13 protein-coding genes are annotated in these 14,627 nt (G+C 70.9%); 4 read left to right on the forward strand and 9 right to left on the reverse strand.

The features are described 5' to 3' along the window. Positions 1-98 precede the first annotated feature (98 nt). The 4 genes from Afe05nite_RS35595 to Afe05nite_RS35610 all read right to left on the reverse strand — a co-directional run bounded on the left by Afe05nite_RS35595 (position 99) and on the right by Afe05nite_RS35610 (position 4,181). Positions 99-1,151 carry an isocitrate lyase/PEP mutase family protein gene (locus tag Afe05nite_RS35595; RefSeq protein ID WP_203821697.1) on the reverse strand — a complete coding sequence of 351 codons (1,053 nt, stop codon included), beginning with the start codon at positions 1,149-1,151 and terminating at the stop codon, positions 99-101. A 120-nt stretch (positions 1,152-1,271) separates the two neighbouring features. Continuing rightward, complete coding sequence (locus tag Afe05nite_RS35600) at positions 1,272-1,940, reverse strand: HAD family hydrolase (RefSeq protein WP_203821698.1); 669 nt, start codon at positions 1,938-1,940, stop codon at positions 1,272-1,274. 42 nt (positions 1,941-1,982) lie between these two features. Next, complete coding sequence (locus Afe05nite_RS35605; RefSeq protein WP_203821699.1) at positions 1,983-3,533, reverse strand: MFS transporter; 1,551 nt, start codon at positions 3,531-3,533, stop codon at positions 1,983-1,985. Between the two features lie 33 nt (positions 3,534-3,566). Next, on the reverse strand, positions 3,567-4,181 hold the full coding sequence (locus Afe05nite_RS35610) for a TetR/AcrR family transcriptional regulator (protein ID WP_203821700.1): 615 nt from the start codon (positions 4,179-4,181) through the stop codon (positions 3,567-3,569). Between the two features lie 277 nt (positions 4,182-4,458). On the opposite strand from Afe05nite_RS35610, the gene Afe05nite_RS35615 reads away from it, so the two are divergent. Next, complete coding sequence (locus Afe05nite_RS35615; RefSeq protein WP_203821701.1) at positions 4,459-5,421, forward strand: zinc-dependent alcohol dehydrogenase; 963 nt, start codon at positions 4,459-4,461, stop codon at positions 5,419-5,421. Between the two features lie 55 nt (positions 5,422-5,476). After that, a complete protein-coding gene (locus tag Afe05nite_RS35620; RefSeq protein ID WP_203821702.1) occupies positions 5,477-8,716 on the forward strand; it encodes a penicillin acylase family protein in 3,240 nt (1,079 codons plus the stop codon). Position 8,717: 1 nt separating this feature from the next. On the opposite strand, the gene Afe05nite_RS35625 is transcribed toward Afe05nite_RS35620, so the two are convergent. Both Afe05nite_RS35625 and Afe05nite_RS35630 read right to left on the reverse strand, forming a co-directional pair. After that, positions 8,718-9,056, reverse strand: a complete 339-nt coding sequence (locus Afe05nite_RS35625) for a YciI family protein (RefSeq protein ID WP_203821703.1) — start codon at positions 9,054-9,056, stop codon at positions 8,718-8,720. Between the two features lie 110 nt (positions 9,057-9,166). Beyond that, on the reverse strand, positions 9,167-10,468 hold the full coding sequence (locus Afe05nite_RS35630; protein WP_203821704.1) for a GH1 family beta-glucosidase: 1,302 nt from the start codon (positions 10,466-10,468) through the stop codon (positions 9,167-9,169). Between the two features lie 198 nt (positions 10,469-10,666). Here Afe05nite_RS35630 and Afe05nite_RS35635 point away from each other — a divergent pair, with 198 nt between their 5' ends. Together Afe05nite_RS35635 and Afe05nite_RS35640 are read left to right on the forward strand one after the other, a co-directional pair. Continuing rightward, positions 10,667-11,968: a pectate lyase family protein gene (locus Afe05nite_RS35635; RefSeq protein WP_203821705.1), complete on the forward strand. Its 1,302-nt coding sequence runs from the start codon at positions 10,667-10,669 to the stop codon at positions 11,966-11,968. A 55-nt stretch (positions 11,969-12,023) separates the two neighbouring features. Further along, on the forward strand, positions 12,024-12,638 hold the full coding sequence (locus tag Afe05nite_RS35640; protein WP_203821706.1) for an NADPH-dependent F420 reductase: 615 nt from the start codon (positions 12,024-12,026) through the stop codon (positions 12,636-12,638). Positions 12,639-12,660: 22 nt separating this feature from the next. On the opposite strand, the gene Afe05nite_RS35645 is transcribed toward Afe05nite_RS35640, so the two are convergent. Genes Afe05nite_RS35645 through Afe05nite_RS35655 form a run of 3 tightly spaced genes read right to left on the reverse strand, consistent with a single transcriptional unit; the run spans position 12,661 to position 14,552 of the window. After that, positions 12,661-13,260, reverse strand: coding sequence for a YbhB/YbcL family Raf kinase inhibitor-like protein (locus Afe05nite_RS35645; protein ID WP_203821707.1), 600 nt, complete (start codon positions 13,258-13,260; stop codon positions 12,661-12,663). A 39-nt stretch (positions 13,261-13,299) separates the two neighbouring features. After that, a complete protein-coding gene (locus Afe05nite_RS35650; RefSeq protein ID WP_203821708.1) occupies positions 13,300-14,019 on the reverse strand; it encodes an anti-sigma factor in 720 nt (239 codons plus the stop codon). Then, complete coding sequence (locus tag Afe05nite_RS35655) at positions 14,016-14,552, reverse strand: sigma-70 family RNA polymerase sigma factor (RefSeq protein ID WP_203821709.1); 537 nt, start codon at positions 14,550-14,552, stop codon at positions 14,016-14,018. The genes Afe05nite_RS35650 and Afe05nite_RS35655 overlap by 4 nt, the downstream gene beginning before the upstream one ends. Positions 14,553-14,627: the final 75 nt, after the last annotated feature.

The raw sequence follows: 14,627 nt of genomic DNA on the forward strand, positions 1-14,627 counted from the left end.
TCGGCCCCCGAACAACCCGGGGCCGGGACTCGGCGGATCGGCAGTGGTCGCGCCTGCCGCTGCGGCCAGGAACTGATTCACGTGGGCGGCCTCCCGGGTCACGTGTCCAGCCGCCCCGCGAGGTCGGGGGCGGCGAGCCTGGGCGTGCCGGATCCCGGCCGGCGGTAACCGGACCGGCCGGAACCGGACGAGGTGAGATCCGGCGCACCCAGGCCGAGCGCACCCAGGCCGAGCGCACCGAGGTCGCTCCCGGCGAGGTCGGGGGCGCCGTGATCGGGGGCGCTGCGATGAGGGCCGGCGGCGCGGCGCGGGTGCGGAACGGAGGCGTCCGCCGGGCCGGACAGCTCGGTGACGACGGCCAACGGCAGCCGGTCGACCTCGGTGGCGGAGCCGGTGTCGGCGATCGCGCGGTAGGTCAGGGCGACCGCCCGCAACGCCGCCAGCAGGGCGGTGATCGGGTGCAGGATCAGGCGCACGCCCACCTCGGCGAGCTCGGCGTCGGTCGGGACCGGGCGGTTGCCGCCGGCTTCCGCGCGGTTGACCACGATCGGCACGCCGGGGAGCGCGGCGTGGAGCTTGGCGAGTTCGTCCAGGTCGTGCACGCCTTCGGGGCGGACCGCGTCGGCGCCCATCTCGGCGAGCAGCCCGCATCGCACGATCGTCTCGCCGAGGCCTTTCACCGCGTACACGTCGGTGCGGGCGATGACCGCGAGTTCGGGCACCTCGGTGGCCAACGCCTTGATCTTGGCGGCCGCCCGGCCGCTGTCGATGACCGGACGGCCCGGCGGGCCACCGGGGCGTCCCGGGCCGGCCCGGTCATCGAGGTGCAGGCCGGAAATGCCGGCCCGGGCGTAGGCGTGGCCGGTCCAGACCGCGTCCTGGGGGCTGCCGTAACCGGTGTCCGCATCGGCCAGCAGCGGCACCCCGTCGAGCGCCGGAACCAGCGTGGTGGCCCGGTCGGCGACCTGGGTGGCAGGCACGTAATCGAGGTCCGGACGGCCGAGCATGAGCGCGGAGATCGCCGCGCCGGAAAGGTGCACGGCCCGATGCCCGGCCCGGACCGCGAGGGCGGCCGTCACCGGGTCGTAGACGCCGGGCGCATGCGTCACACCGTCACCGCGGAGCAGAGCTCGCAGGTCATCGCCGCTCATGTTCGGGCCTCCATCGCCGAGCAGGGTCGTGGGGGGCGATTCTCCCGCCCGCAGCGTCCGGCCGGTATTCGGAGCCGGGCCCGCGGCGGATAGGTGATGATTTCGATATCTGGGCGCCGGTCAGGGGCGGATCTCGGCGCACCGGGCCAGGATCTCGTCCAGGGGCGCGTCGGCCGCGCTCGGGAGCAGGATGTCGGCGTCGGTGAAGCGCCCGTGGTCGGCGTGGAAGTTGGGAACCGCCACGCAGCGCAGGCCGGCCGCGTGCGCCGCGGCCACGCCGTGCGCGGTGTCCTCGAACGCCACCGCCTCGGCCGGCCGGAGTTCCAGCCGGCGCAGGGCCAGCCGGTAGACGCCCGGATCGGGTTTGTGCCCGGTCACCTCCTCGCCGGTGGCCAGCACCTCGAAGCGGTCCAGCAGCCCGGCCTGGTCGAGCATCGCGCCCACGTGGGTGACCGGCGAACTGCTCGCGACCGCCAGGCGAAGACCCAGCTCGGCGGCCCGGTCCAGCCAGGCGACGATGCCGGGGGACGGTTCGAGGGCGGCGTTCAACTCGGCTCGGTACGCCATCCGCAGCGTGTGACTGGTCTCGCGGTCGTAGGCGATCCCGACCGCCGCCGCCAGCCTCGCGTACCGCTGGTCGTCGACGTTGCCACCGTGTTCGGCGAAGAAGCCGGCCGGATCGAGTCGCAGGCCGTGCCGCTCCCACTCCCAGCGCCAGCTGTCGAGCAGCGTGGTCTCGGTGTCCATGAGCAGACCGTCGAAGTCGAAGATGAGCGCCTTGAACGTCACGTCGGCCAGTATCCCGGGAACGCCCGCCCCGGCGGGGGCGGATCACCGCCTGGGGCCGGATCGCCGGTTGTCGACCAGCTCCACCTCGCGGATGAAACAGGCGGCCAGCAGTGCGCCGGCGCCGGCCACCGCGGTGCCGACGGCCACGACGTGCAGCCCGTGGGTCACGGCCGCCGACCAGGCCGCTTGCACCGCCGGTGCCATCGAGTGCAGGTTGTCCTCCGCGAGCCGGGTGCGGCCCGAGGAGAGCAGCTCGGCCGAGCCGAGCTTGTCGGTCAGGGTGCTGGTGAGGGCGCCGAGGTAGAGCGTCCCGAACAGTGCCGCACCGATGCCGCTGCCCATGGTGCGGGTCAGCGATCCCAGGCCCATCGCGGCGCCGATGTCGCGCGGTTCGACGCTCATCCGGATGATCAGGATGGTGTTCTGGATGAGGCAGCCGAGGCCGACACCGAGCGGGATCCCGACGAGGGAGGCGAGCATCGGGTCGGTGTCCGGCCCGAGCAGGAGGACCAGCAGCATGCCGACGACCACCCCGGCGCCGCCGATGATCGGCAGGATCCGGTAGCGGCCGGTCCGGCGGATGTAGGCGGAGCCGCGGTTCATCACCACGACCATGCCGGCCATCATGGGGACGAGCAGGAAGCCGCTCCTGATCGGGTCCACGCCGCGGGCGTTCTGGAAGTACTGCGGCAGGAAGTTGACGCTGGCGACCATCGTGACGTTGAACCCGAAGCCGAGCACCTGGGCGAGAGAGAAGTTGCGGGTGCCGAACATCCGGAACGGCACCAGCGGTTCGGTGGCGCGGCGCTCCACGTGGACGAACGCGAAGGTCGCCACGACCACCACCGCGATGAGGCCGAGGATCAGCGGGGAGCTCCACGCGTACTTCGGGCCGGCCCACGCGGTCACCAGGGTGAGGCTGACGACCGCCGCGGTGAGCAACGCCGTACCGAGGTAGTCGATGCTCACCCTGGTCGACTTCGGCCGCGTCGGGACGTTCACCCCGATGACGGTGCCGAGCAGGCACAGCAGTCCGAACGGGACGTTGACGTAGAAGATCCAGCGCCAGCTGAGCGAGCTGGTGAGGACGCCGCCGACGAGCGGTCCGGCGATGAGCGCGACGCCCAGCAGCAGGCCGGTCCAGCTGGAGATCCGGGTCGACTCCTTGGGCGGCAGGAGCGCCTGCACCATCGCCATCGCGCCGACCAGCAGGCCGCCCGCGCCGACACCCTGCAGGGCGCGGAACGCGATCAGTTCGCCCATGTTCTGGGCGAGGCCGCAGAGCATCGAGCCGGCCAGGAAGACCGCCACCGACACCAGGAACACGGTCTTGCGGTCGTAGAGGTCGCTGAGTTTGCCCCAGACCTGCGTGACGGCGGCGATCGCCAGGGCGTACGACGTGATGATCCAGGTCATCGACCGGAAGCCGCCGAGGTCGTCGACGATGCTCGGCAGCGCGGTGGCGACGATGTAGCTGTCCATCATGCCGAGGAACATGCCGGCCAGCGCGCCGGCGATCCCGAGCTTGACGCGGCGGGGGTGGGCCGCCGCGCTCTCCGGCGGGGCGGTGGCGGCGGTGGTCGTCTCGGACATCGTGTCTCGCCCTCCTGTCGCCTTTTGCGCGGTCTACGCGCGGGGTGGTGGAAGCCCTTTGGAGAGGTCGTCGAACACCTCGCGGAGGACCCGGGACATCGCCAGCGCCGGATCGGTCCGCACATAACGGTTCAGGACCGCGTTGAGCGCGCCGATCGTGACGTTGGCGACCAGCCGTGGGTACAGATCGGCCTCGGGGTCGGTGCCGGTCCGCTCGGCGATCGCCTCGACCAGGTCGTCGACGGTGTTGCGGGCCAGGGCGACCTGCATCTCCGGCGTGGCGTTGAGTTTGCGGATCTCGTGGATCTGCTCGTCGGTCGGCCGCCCGAACGGAACGCCGTCCTCGCGCAGCGGCTCGATCAGGGCCTCGGCGATCGCGGTCCACATCGGTTCGTCGGCCGGGCGCGTGCGCAGCAGCGCGGCACTGCGGCGGATCCGGTGGTTGACCCGGTAGGCCAGGGCGTCGTACTTGCTGGCGAAGTAGTTGCTGAACGTCCGCAGGGACACCCCGGCTCGCGCCGCGACGTCCTCCCGGACGAAGTTGTCGAGGCCGCGCTCGAACATCAGCTCGAGAGCGGCATCGCTGAGTGCCTTGCGGGTGTCGAGCTTCTTACGCTCGCGCAGCCCGGACGGTGCTTCCTCCGGCATGGGGACACCGTAACCGCTAGATTGCCTTGAAGGCAACTTTGCCTACAAGGCAGTTTGAGCTCGGCTGACGAGCACAGACCTGGCGGTTCTCCTGATCGGACACGTGCAGGTCGCGGTCCGTGAACAGGGTCTTCGCATTGGTTGACCGCTAGTGATCGGACCCGTGGTCGGCCACCCCCGCCACGGCCGGGAACCCCGTCCTCGGGCGGCGCGAAGCGGTCCACGAAAGATGCCTTCACCAGCGGTGTTATCGTTCACAGACGATTTGGGGGGCAGGATGCGGGTCGCTCGTCTGTTCGGCGCCGGGGACGTTCGGCTGGCCGACGAGGAAGTGCCGGTTCCGGGCGACGGCGAGTCGCTCGTCGAGGTGCGCAGTGTCGGTCTGTGCGGGTCCGACCTGCACTGGTTCACCGAAGGGGCGATCGGCGACGCGGTGCTGTCGCGGCCGCTCGTTCTCGGGCACGAGATGGCCGGGGTGATCCGGGGCGGGCCGCGGGACGGCACCCGGGTGGCGATCGATCCGGCGATCCCGTGCGGCCACTGTGCGCCGTGCCTCGACGGCGATCCCAACCTCTGCCTCAACATCGTCTTCTCCGGCCACGGGGGCTGCGACGGCTCGCTGCGGCAGTTCATGGCCTGGCCAAGCCACCGCCTGCACCCGATCCCGGACGGGATCGGCGACGACGAGGGCGCGCTGCTGGAGCCGCTCGGGGTCGCGCTGCACGCGTACGATCTGGCCCACGCCAAGCTCGGCCGGACGGTCGCGGTGATCGGCTGCGGGCCGATCGGCCTGATGCTGATCCAGCTGGCCCGGCTGGCCGGGGCCACCCGGATCATCGCCGCCGACCCGCGCCCGCATCGGGCCGCGGCGGCCGCCGCACTGGGGGCCGAGATCACCGACGGGGAGGCCGATCTCGTCTTCGAGGTCTCCGGTTCGAACGAGGCGGTCGACGCCGCGTTGCGCACCGCCAAGCCGGGCGCCCGGGTCGTGCTGGTCGGCATCCCGGACGGCGACACCACCACGTTCACCGCCTCGCACGCCCGGCGTAAGGGGTTGACCCTGGTCATGTCGCGCCGGATGGGTGAGGTCTATCCGCGCGCGATCGACCTGGTCGCCCGCCGCCTGGTCGATCTCACCCCGCTGGTCAGCCGGACCTTCGGGCTCACCGAGATCGACGCCGCCCTGGCCACGGCGGCCGCCCGGGAGGGACTGAAGATTGTGGTCCATCCACAGCGGTGACGCTACGCGTTGGTAACGAAACCCTGGTGCGCAAACCATCGAAGTTTTAACATCTATGAACTTCTTTCGCGTTTGCGTTCCCCGAAGGGAATCCACCGTGCGCCGACGCCGTCCTCTGTTGAGCACCCTGGTCGTCGCCGCGATCGTGACCGCGGCGGCGATCGCTCCGAGCACCTCGACCCCCGCCCGGGCGGCCTACGCCGTCAACGACTACTGCCTCGGCCAATGCTCCGACATCCTGCCGCCGGGGCAGAACGGCGACGCCGACCTCGTTCAGGTGCTCGCCAACCAGGCCTTCGGCACCCAGCCGCCGCACGCCGACGATCAGCTCCAGAAGTACGGCAACCTCGCGTACGACTACACCGGCCTGACCGGCGACCAGATCAACACGTTCTTCAACGACAGCTCGTACGGGGTGGCCCCGGCCGACGTCGAGAGCACCAAGTCGCCCCGTTCCGACGTGACGATCGTGCGCGACAAGCAGTACGGCATCCCGCACGTCACCGGCACCACCCGAGCCGGTCTGATGTACGGAGCCGGCTATGCGGGCGCGCAGGATCGCCTGTTCCTGATGGACCTGATGCGACACGTCGCGAAGGGGACGCTCACCTCGTTCGCGGGCGGCGCGGCCGGCAACCGGGATCTCGAGCAGAGTGTCTGGCGCAACTCCCCGTACACCGAAACCGATCTGCAGACCCAGATCGACGGCCTGCGGACCTCGGGTACGCGGGGCGCGCAGCTCTACACCGATGTACGCAGCTACATCGAGGGCATCAACAAGTACATCGACGACTGCATGGCGGCGCGCGACTGTCCCGGCGAGTACGTCCTGACCGGGCACCTCGACGCGATCACCAACGCGGGCGGTCCCGAGGACTTCGGGATGACCGACCTGATCGCCATCGGGGGCGTGATCGGCGGTCTGTTCGGCGGGGGCGGCGGCACCGAGATGCAGTCCGCGCTGGTGCGCATCGCGTCCCGGGCCAAGTACGGCAACACCGTCGGTGACCAGGTGTGGCAGCAGTTCCGGCAGCAGAACGACCCGGAGACGGTGCTGACTCTGCACAACGGACAGTCGTTCCCGTACTCGGCGGGTGATCCCGGCGCCGCCGGCGTGGCCATGCCGGACGCCGGCACCGCGACCTCGGAGCCGATCGTGTTCGACCGGACCGGCTCGGCGGCTTCCGGGGCGGCCGCCGGCCGGAGCGAGATCGCCGACTCGCTGAGCACGCTGACGGTCGGCTCGGCCCACCGCGGCATGTCGAACGCGGCGGTCGTCTCGGCCGCCAACTCGGCCACCGGCCACCCGGTCGCCGTGTTCGGCCCGCAGACCGGCTACTTCGCGCCCCAGCTGCTCATGGTGCAGGAGCTGCAGGGCCCCGGGATCAGCAGCCGGGGCATCGCGTTCAGCGGCCTCAACCTCTACACCCTGATCGGCCGCGGCCCCGACTACTCCTGGAGCGCCACCTCGTCGCTCCAGGACATCACCGACACCTTCGCCGCGAAGTTGTGCAACACCGACGGCAGTGCCGCCGGCCTTGCCTCGACCGGCTACCTCTATCACGGCACCTGCCTGCCGATGGAGCCGCTGACCCGGACGAACTCGTGGAAGCCGACCACCGCCGACTCCACCGCGGCCGGTTCCTACCGCCTCACCGTGCAGCGCACCAAGTACGGCCTGGTCACCTGGCGCGGCCTGGTCGGCGGCGTGCCGACCGCGTTCACCAGCCTGCGCTCGACCTACCGGCACGAGGCGGATTCGGCGATCGGCTTCCAGATGTTCAACGAGCCCGACCAGATGAGCACGGCGGCCGCGTTCAAGAACTCGGCGTCGAACATCGCGTTCGCGTTCAACTGGTTCTACGTCAACTCGGCCGAGACGGCCATGTTCACCTCCGGCAGCCAGCCGCTACGGCCGTCCACGGTGGACCCGAACCTGCCGGTCAAGGCCGAGCCGGCGTACGAGTGGACCGGCTGGAACCCGGACACCAACGTGGCGGCCTACCAGCCCGCCGCCGCCCACCCGCAGGCCGTCGACCAGGACTACATGGTCAGCTGGAACAACAAGCAGGCGAAGGACTACGGTGCGGCCGACGGCAACTTCAGCTTCGGCTCGGTGCACCGCGCCGACCTGCTGGACAAGCCGATCAAGGCGGGAATCGCGGCCGGCACCCGATATGACCGGGCCTCGCTGGTCAAGGTCGTCGAGTCGGCGGCCACCACCGATCTGCGCGGCACCGAGGTGCTCCCGGTCCTGCTCCGGGTCATCGACACCGCCACCGGCACCGACTCGGCGCAGGCCGCCGCGCTGGCCGAGCTGCGCGCCTGGCTCGCGGCGGGCGCCCACCGGCAGGAGACCACGGCCGGCAGCAAGGTTTACGCGAACGCCGACGCGATCCGGATCTTCGACGCGTGGTGGCCGAAGCTTGTCGTCGCGGCCTTCCAGTCCGGGATGGGCGGCGGGCTGTTCCAGTCGGTGGTCGACGCCCTGCAGATCAACGAGTCGCCGTCGGGTGGCCAGACCGGCCCCGCGTCGTCGTTGCCGACCAGCGCGAACGAGTCCCAGGCGCACAAGGGCTCGGCCTTCCAGTACGGCTGGTGGGGTTACCTCGACAAGGACCTGCGCGCCACCCTGGGCGACAGCGTGCCGGGCTGGCCGACGAAGTTCTGCGGCGGCGGTGTGCTCGGCACGTGCCGCGGCGCCCTGCTGAGCAGCCTGTCCGCCGCCCTCGCCGAGCCGGGGGCCACCACCTACCCCGGTGACGACCACTGCTCGGCCGGCGACCAGTGGTGCGCCGACGCGATCCTGCAGTCGCCGCTCGGCGGGATCAAGCACGGCCTGATCGCCTGGCAGAACCGGCCGACCTACCAGCAGGTGGTGTCGTTCCCGGCCAGGCGGGGCGACGACGTCAGCAACCTGGCCGCCGCCCGGCCGGCCACCGCCTCCAGCACGCAGAGCGGTTATCCGGCCAAGAACGCGGTCGACGGCAACAACACCACCCGGTGGGCCAGCTCGTCCGCGGACAACCAGTCGATCACGGTCGACCTCGGCGCCTCGAGAACGGTGGCCCGGGTGAACGTGCGCTGGGAGGCGGCGTACGCGACCGCGTACCGGATCGAAAGCTCGGCCGACGGCACCACCTGGACCCAGCGCGCCGCCGTGACCGCCGGGAACGGCGGCCTCGACACCGTGACCTTCGCCCCGGCGACCGCCCGGTATCTGCGCCTGACCGGCCAGACCCGGGCGACCTCCTACGGCATCTCGATATACGAACTGGAGGCCTACAGCCGGTAGGTCACACGATCCGGCGGACCTCCTGGGGCCAGCCGCACGCCACGGCGAGCTTGCCGGCCCACATCCGGGCGGTCTCGTCGTCGGGCACGTTCACGATGGTCATCCCGCCCAGGTGTTCCTTGGTCTCGACGTAGGGACCGTCGGTGAACAGCACCGTGCCGCTCGTGGCGTCGGCACTGAAGATCGGGGTGTCCTGCTCGAGGCCGCCGGCGAAGACATAGGCGCCGGCGGCCTTGATCTCCTCGACGGCCGCCTCGGCGAGCGGGCCGCGCTCGGCGAACCACTCCGCGCTGTGGTCACCCACCCACTGCTGGTTGAAGTAGATGAGGTACTGGGGCATGGTGACTCCTTCGCTCGGCCGGACCGGTGTCCGCGCTCACCTACGCTACGAACAGGATCCGGCCGATCCGACACCGTCCCGGGAAATCCCGGGGAACGAGCGGATGCGGGTCATTTCAGGGCCGCGGCAAGCCACCGGTAGGAATCCTTGGGCGTCCGCTCCTGCGTCTCGAAGTCCACCCGCACCAGACCGAACCGCTGGCTGTAGCCCTCGGCCCACTCGAAGTTGTCCAGCAGCGACCAGACGTAGTAGCCGCGCACGTCGACCCCGTCGGCGACGGCGCGCCTGACCGCGCCGAGGTGGCTGTCGAGATAGTCGATCCGGAACCGGTCGGCCGTCCCGTCCGGCGCCGAGCAGCCGTTCTCGGTGATGTAGATCGGCGGCAGGTCGGCGCCGTAGGTCGCCCGCAGCCCGGTGAGCAGCTCGTGCAGTCCGTCCGGCACGACCGGCCAGCCGAACTCCGTGGTCGGGTAACCCTCGACCGGCCGCATGTCGAACGGCAGCTCCGACTGGGTGGGCGCGCCGATCCGGGTGGGGTTGTAGTAGTTGATGCCGAGCGCGTCGAGCCGGGCGCCGATGACGGCCAGGTCGCCGTCCTGGATCACCGGTTCGAGCAGGGCGCCGAGCTGGTCCGGATATTTCCCGGTCAGCACCGGGTCGTTGAACAGCCGGTTGTGGAAGCTGTCGTAGATCGCGGCCGCGGTCCGGTCCGCCGCCGCCGAGGAGGCGGCCCAGACCGGCGTGCAGTTGTTGGTGATCATGACTTGGGCGGCGCCGCGGGAACGCAGGGCGGCCACCGCGAGCCCGTGCCCGAGCAGTTGGTGGTGCGCGACCGGCAGGGCCTCGAAACCGAGGGCGCGCCCGGGTGCGTGCGAACCGAACGCGTAGCCCTGGGCCATGTGCACGATCGGCTCGTTCAGCGTGATCCACCGCCGGACGCGGTCACCGAGCTTGTCCGCGACGATCCCCGCGTACTCGGCGAAGCGATAGGAGGTCTCCCGGCTCAGCCACCCACCCTGATCCTCGAGGGCCTGCGGCAGGTCCCAGTGGAAGAGCGTCGGCACCGGCGCGATCCCGCGCTCGAGCAGGCCGTCGACCAGCCGGTCGTAGAAGGCGAGGCCGAGGGAATGGGGCCGGCCGGTCCCGGCCGGCTGGACGCGCGGCCAGGCGATCGAGAAACGGTACGCGTGTACACCGAGATCCCGGATCAGGTCGAGGTCGCCCGCCCAGCGGTGGTAGTGATCGCAGGCCACGTCGCCGGTGTCCCCGCCGAGGGTCCGGCCGGGGGTGTGCGAGAACGTGTCCCAGATCGACGCCCCCCGCCCGTCGTCGGCGGCGGCGCCCTCGATCTGATAGGAGGCGGTGGATACCCCGACCTCGAACTCGGGGGCGAATCCGTCAAGCGATCCCACAGCCGGCCTCCAACCAAAGATGAATTCAGCTCAGGTTAATGATCCGAGGCACCCGTGGAAAGGCGCGGCTCGACATCCGTTCGACTCCGGCCCGCATCGGAGTTCTTCGCTGCAAAAAATCTGCCTCACCGCATCCATTGACTAGGAGCGATCTCCGTGTGACGGTAGCCCGGCAAGCGCTTTCCTGAGAGGTTTGCCATGCTCAAGAAGAATCTTTCCACCGCCGCTGTCCTCATCGCTGTCGCCGCGCTGGGACTGGCGGGCGCCGCCCCGGCGGATGCCTCCGTGGTGTCCGCCGGGGCCTTGGCTCTCGGCCGGCAGACCCTCCCGGCCGACGACGGGTGGGCCGCCGCCGGTCCCGGCACCACCGGTGGTTCGGCCGCCGCCGCCGTTTCCGTGGTCCACGACCGCGACGAGCTGGTCGCCGCCGTCGCCGGTGACGCCGCCAAGATCGTCTACGTGAGCGGGCGGATCGACATGATGGCGGGGCAGTCCTGCTCCGCCCTCGCCGACCCCGGCTACGACCTGCCCGGCTTCCTGGCCGCCTACGACCCGGCGGTGTGGGGCAGAGCGGCCAAGCCGAGCGGCGCCCTCGAGGACGCGCGGGTCCGCTCCGCGAAACGGCAGGGCGACCAGATCAAGGCGATCGTCGGCAGCAACACCACGATCATCGGCATCAACGGCGGCCGCCTCAGCCACGGCAGCCTCGTGCTGACCAACGTCAGCAACGTCATCGTGCGCAACCTCGAGCTCACCGACGCCGCCGACTGCTTCCCGGCCTGGGACCCGACCGACGGCTCGACAGGTAACTGGAACTCGCTCTACGACCTGGTGTCGCTGTCCGGCGCCACGAACGTGTGGATCGACCACAACACGTTCAGCGACGGCAACAACCACGACGAGGACCAGCCGCTCCACTTCGGCCGGCCCTACCAGGTGCACGACGGGGCGAGCGACATCATCAAGGGCTCGGACCTGGTCACGGTGTCGTACAACGACTACTACGACCACGACAAGACGATGCTCATCGGCTCGACCGACACGCCCGGCGTCGACGTCGGCAAGCTGCGGGTGACGGTGCACCACAACCGCTTCAACAATGTGTTCCAGCGGGCGCCGCGAGTGCGGTTCGGTCAGGTCGACGTCTACGACAACCTGTACGTGGCGACCGACGAGGGCTACCAGTACTCGCTCGGCGTCGGCTTCGAGTCGTCGATCTACGCCGAGAACAACTACTTCAAGCTCAGCGCGGACGTCCCGGCCGCCGACATCCTGCACTATTGGAAGGGTACGAAGGCCACGGTCCTCGGCTCGCTCGTACAGGTCTCCGGCCGCCGCCCGGTCCCGGTCGACCTGGTGGCCGCCTACAACGCGGCCTACGACCCCGACCTCGCCGCGGACGCCGGCTGGACACCCGTACTGCGTGCTCGGGTTGACCCCACCGCGCTGGTCCCCGCCGTCGTCGCCGCGGGTGCCGGAATCCGGCACCTGGGCCGTTAGTCGGTATTTCCCGATTCGCCCACCCGGCGGGTGGGCGAATCGGCACGATGAGGCCATGCACATCGGCGTCATCGGAGCAGGACAGCTCGGCGCGACCCTGGCCGAATGGTGCGCGCAGAGCGGCCACGACGTGGCCATCGCCTCGCGGCACCCGCAAGAGCTGCTCGACATGGCCGGCCGCCTGGGCGACCACGTGCTGGCCATGCCGGTGGAGGACGCCGCCACCTACGCCGAGGCGGTGCTCTTCGCCCCGCCGTGGGAGTCGGCCCACGAGGCGATCGAACTGACCAACGGCGCCCTCGCCGGCAAGGTGGTCATCGACGCCACCAACCCCGGCGAGGCGACGCCCGACGGCCGCAGCGGCCTGGAGACGCTCATGGAGTGGGCGCCCGAGGCGCACTGGGCTAAGGCCTTCAACACCCTCCCGGCAAGCGTGCTCGCCCGCCGGCGCGGCCACGACCCGCTCCTGGCCGAGTTCGTCTGCACCGACGAGCCGGTGGCCCGCCGCACCGCGACCCGGCTGATCCGCGAGCTGGGGTTCGCCCCCTATTACGCGGGCACCGCCGAGACCGCCCGCCTGACCGAGACGGGCGGGCCACTGCAGATGGCCGAGTGCGACGTCCTGGCGGCGAAGGACATCCTGGCCCACGCCCTGACCGCCTTCGCCTAGCTCGAGTCCGCCGCCGCGGCCTCTACTGCTGGGCCGTCGCCGTGAACGTCGCCGAGCCGAGCGCGTTGTGCCCGACCACGAAACCGACGACCGCGGCCGAGGTGTCGGCGGGCAGTTCGAGGCTCGGGACGCTCAGCGCCACCACCGTGAAGACGTAGTGGTGGGTGATGTCGCCGGCGGGCGGGCACGGGCCGGTGTAGCCGACGCCGCCACCGTCGTTCCTGCCGTTCACCGCGCCGGCCGGAAGCACGGCGGCGGTGGGCAGGGACGTCGTCGACGCCGGGAGGTCCCAGGCGGTCCAGTGCCAGAAGCCGCTGCCGGTCGGCGCGTCCGGGTCGAAGAGCTGCACGGCGAAGCTCTTCGTGCCGGCCGGGGCACCCCGCCAGGACAGCTGGGGCGACAGTCCGGCGTCGTCGCAGCCCCAGAAGCGGGCCGGGATGGGGCGGCCGGCCCGCACGTCGGTGCTTGTCAGTTGGAAGTGTGCGATGCCGCTGGGCAGGCCGCTGCGGACCTTCTTGAAGCCGAAGTGCAGGGCGGTGGCCGCGGACGCCCCCGCGGCGGCCCCGACGACGACGAGCACCACCGCGAGGAGCACGGCCAGACGACGACTGATGCGATTCATGATCGACCTCTCTCATTCAGGTAGGTCGATTCTGCACGCTCAGACGACGGCGGCGACGTACTGCTTTCCGGCCATGTTGACGACCCGGACGGCGGCCACCTGAGCCGGGTCGATCAGGGCGCTGCCGCTGAGCGGGGTGCCGTTGGTCTCGCCGGCGGCCGACACCAGCCAGCTGCCGGCCAGGACCGGCTCGCCGTCCTTGCCGACGACCTCGAGGCGGCAGCGCTCGCCGGCGGGGACGCCGGCCACGGTGGCGCTCACCCGCACCCAGCCGGCCGCGGGTGTCACGGTCGCGTTCAGCCGGGCGCCGGTCTGCGGGTCGACCGCCGCCAGGACCCGGGTGCCGGCCGGGACCGACGAGGTGGTGGTCGCCTGGGCCTGCGGCGTACCGGACGGAGCCGTACCCCGGCCGAGAAGGACCCCGCCGCCCACCGCGACCACGACGATCGCCGCCGCGGCCGTCGCCAGCACGGCGAAGCGGCGGGTGCGGCCGCCGTTCGACTCCTGCCGGACCTGGCGCAGCGTGCGCTGCAGCAGCAGGTCGGCGTCCTCGGGCGGGCCGTCGAGCAACATCTCGTCGGGGATGTCGCGCAGCGCGCTCGACCATTCCCGCAGCGACTCGATCTCGTCGCGGCAGTCGGCGCAACTCGTCAGATGACCGTCCGCGCGGCGCTTCTCGCCGGGGGTGAGCATCTCCATCAGGTAGCCGGCCATGTCGACGTGGTCGTTGGTCGGGTTCGTGCTCTCGGGCGTGCTCATGATGCCAACCGTTCTCTGCCGCCGGCCTCGCGTAGGGCCCGCAATGCGTAGTAGGACCGGGATTTGACCGTTCCCGGCGGGATGCCGAGCGCCTCGGCTGCCTCGCTGACCGAGCTGCCGCGCAGGTAGACCTGCTCGAGTACGGCCCGGTGCTCGTCGGAGAGCGTGCTGAGCGCGTCGACCACCACCATCGAATTGATCACCCGATCGGCGTGATCGTCGACGGTCGCCGCGTCCGGGGGTGACTCGCGTACCTCCGGCGGCCGGCGATTTCGCGCCCGGATCTGATCCAGCACGATGTTGCGGACGACCGTGAGCAGCCAGCCGCGCACCGATCCCTTGCCGCTGTCCAGGCTGTCGGGATGTCGCCACGCCCGCACCAGCGCCTCCTGGACGACGTCCTCGGCGGCGGCCCGGTCGCGGGTCAGTTGCGTCGCGTAGGCGAGCATGGCTCGTCCGTGCTCCTGGAACAACGATCTGACCAGTGCCTCATCAGCCACCTCCCGGCGGGGTCTGCTCCTGTTCGACGGCATCGCGTCTCTCTTTTTCCGCGGCACTTGGCGGCGCCGAATCCGGTCCGATATCGACGAACGTACTGTGCTGCGGCT

This window comes from Paractinoplanes ferrugineus, from assembly GCF_016862195.1.
GTDB classification, from domain to species: Bacteria; Actinomycetota; Actinomycetes; order Mycobacteriales; family Micromonosporaceae; genus Actinoplanes; species Actinoplanes ferrugineus.

Coding starts and splice junctions, on each gene's coding strand:
- Afe05nite_RS35595 (WP_203821697.1), bottom strand. CDS start 1,151: ATGAGCGGCGATGACCTGCGAGCTCTGCTCCGCGGTGACGGTGTGACG.
- Afe05nite_RS35605 (WP_203821699.1), bottom strand. CDS start 3,533: ATGTCCGAGACGACCACCGCCGCCACCGCCCCGCCGGAGAGCGCGGCG.
- Afe05nite_RS35610 (WP_203821700.1), bottom strand. CDS start 4,181: ATGCCGGAGGAAGCACCGTCCGGGCTGCGCGAGCGTAAGAAGCTCGAC.
- Afe05nite_RS35615 (WP_203821701.1), top strand. CDS start 4,459: ATGCGGGTCGCTCGTCTGTTCGGCGCCGGGGACGTTCGGCTGGCCGAC.
- Afe05nite_RS35620 (WP_203821702.1), top strand. CDS start 5,477: ATGAACTTCTTTCGCGTTTGCGTTCCCCGAAGGGAATCCACCGTGCGC.
- Afe05nite_RS35625 (WP_203821703.1), bottom strand. CDS start 9,056: ATGCCCCAGTACCTCATCTACTTCAACCAGCAGTGGGTGGGTGACCAC.
- Afe05nite_RS35635 (WP_203821705.1), top strand. CDS start 10,667: ATGCTCAAGAAGAATCTTTCCACCGCCGCTGTCCTCATCGCTGTCGCC.
- Afe05nite_RS35640 (WP_203821706.1), top strand. CDS start 12,024: ATGCACATCGGCGTCATCGGAGCAGGACAGCTCGGCGCGACCCTGGCC.
- Afe05nite_RS35645 (WP_203821707.1), bottom strand. CDS start 13,260: ATGAATCGCATCAGTCGTCGTCTGGCCGTGCTCCTCGCGGTGGTGCTC.
- Afe05nite_RS35650 (WP_203821708.1), bottom strand. CDS start 14,019: ATGAGCACGCCCGAGAGCACGAACCCGACCAACGACCACGTCGACATG.
- Afe05nite_RS35655 (WP_203821709.1), bottom strand. CDS start 14,552: ATGCCGTCGAACAGGAGCAGACCCCGCCGGGAGGTGGCTGATGAGGCA.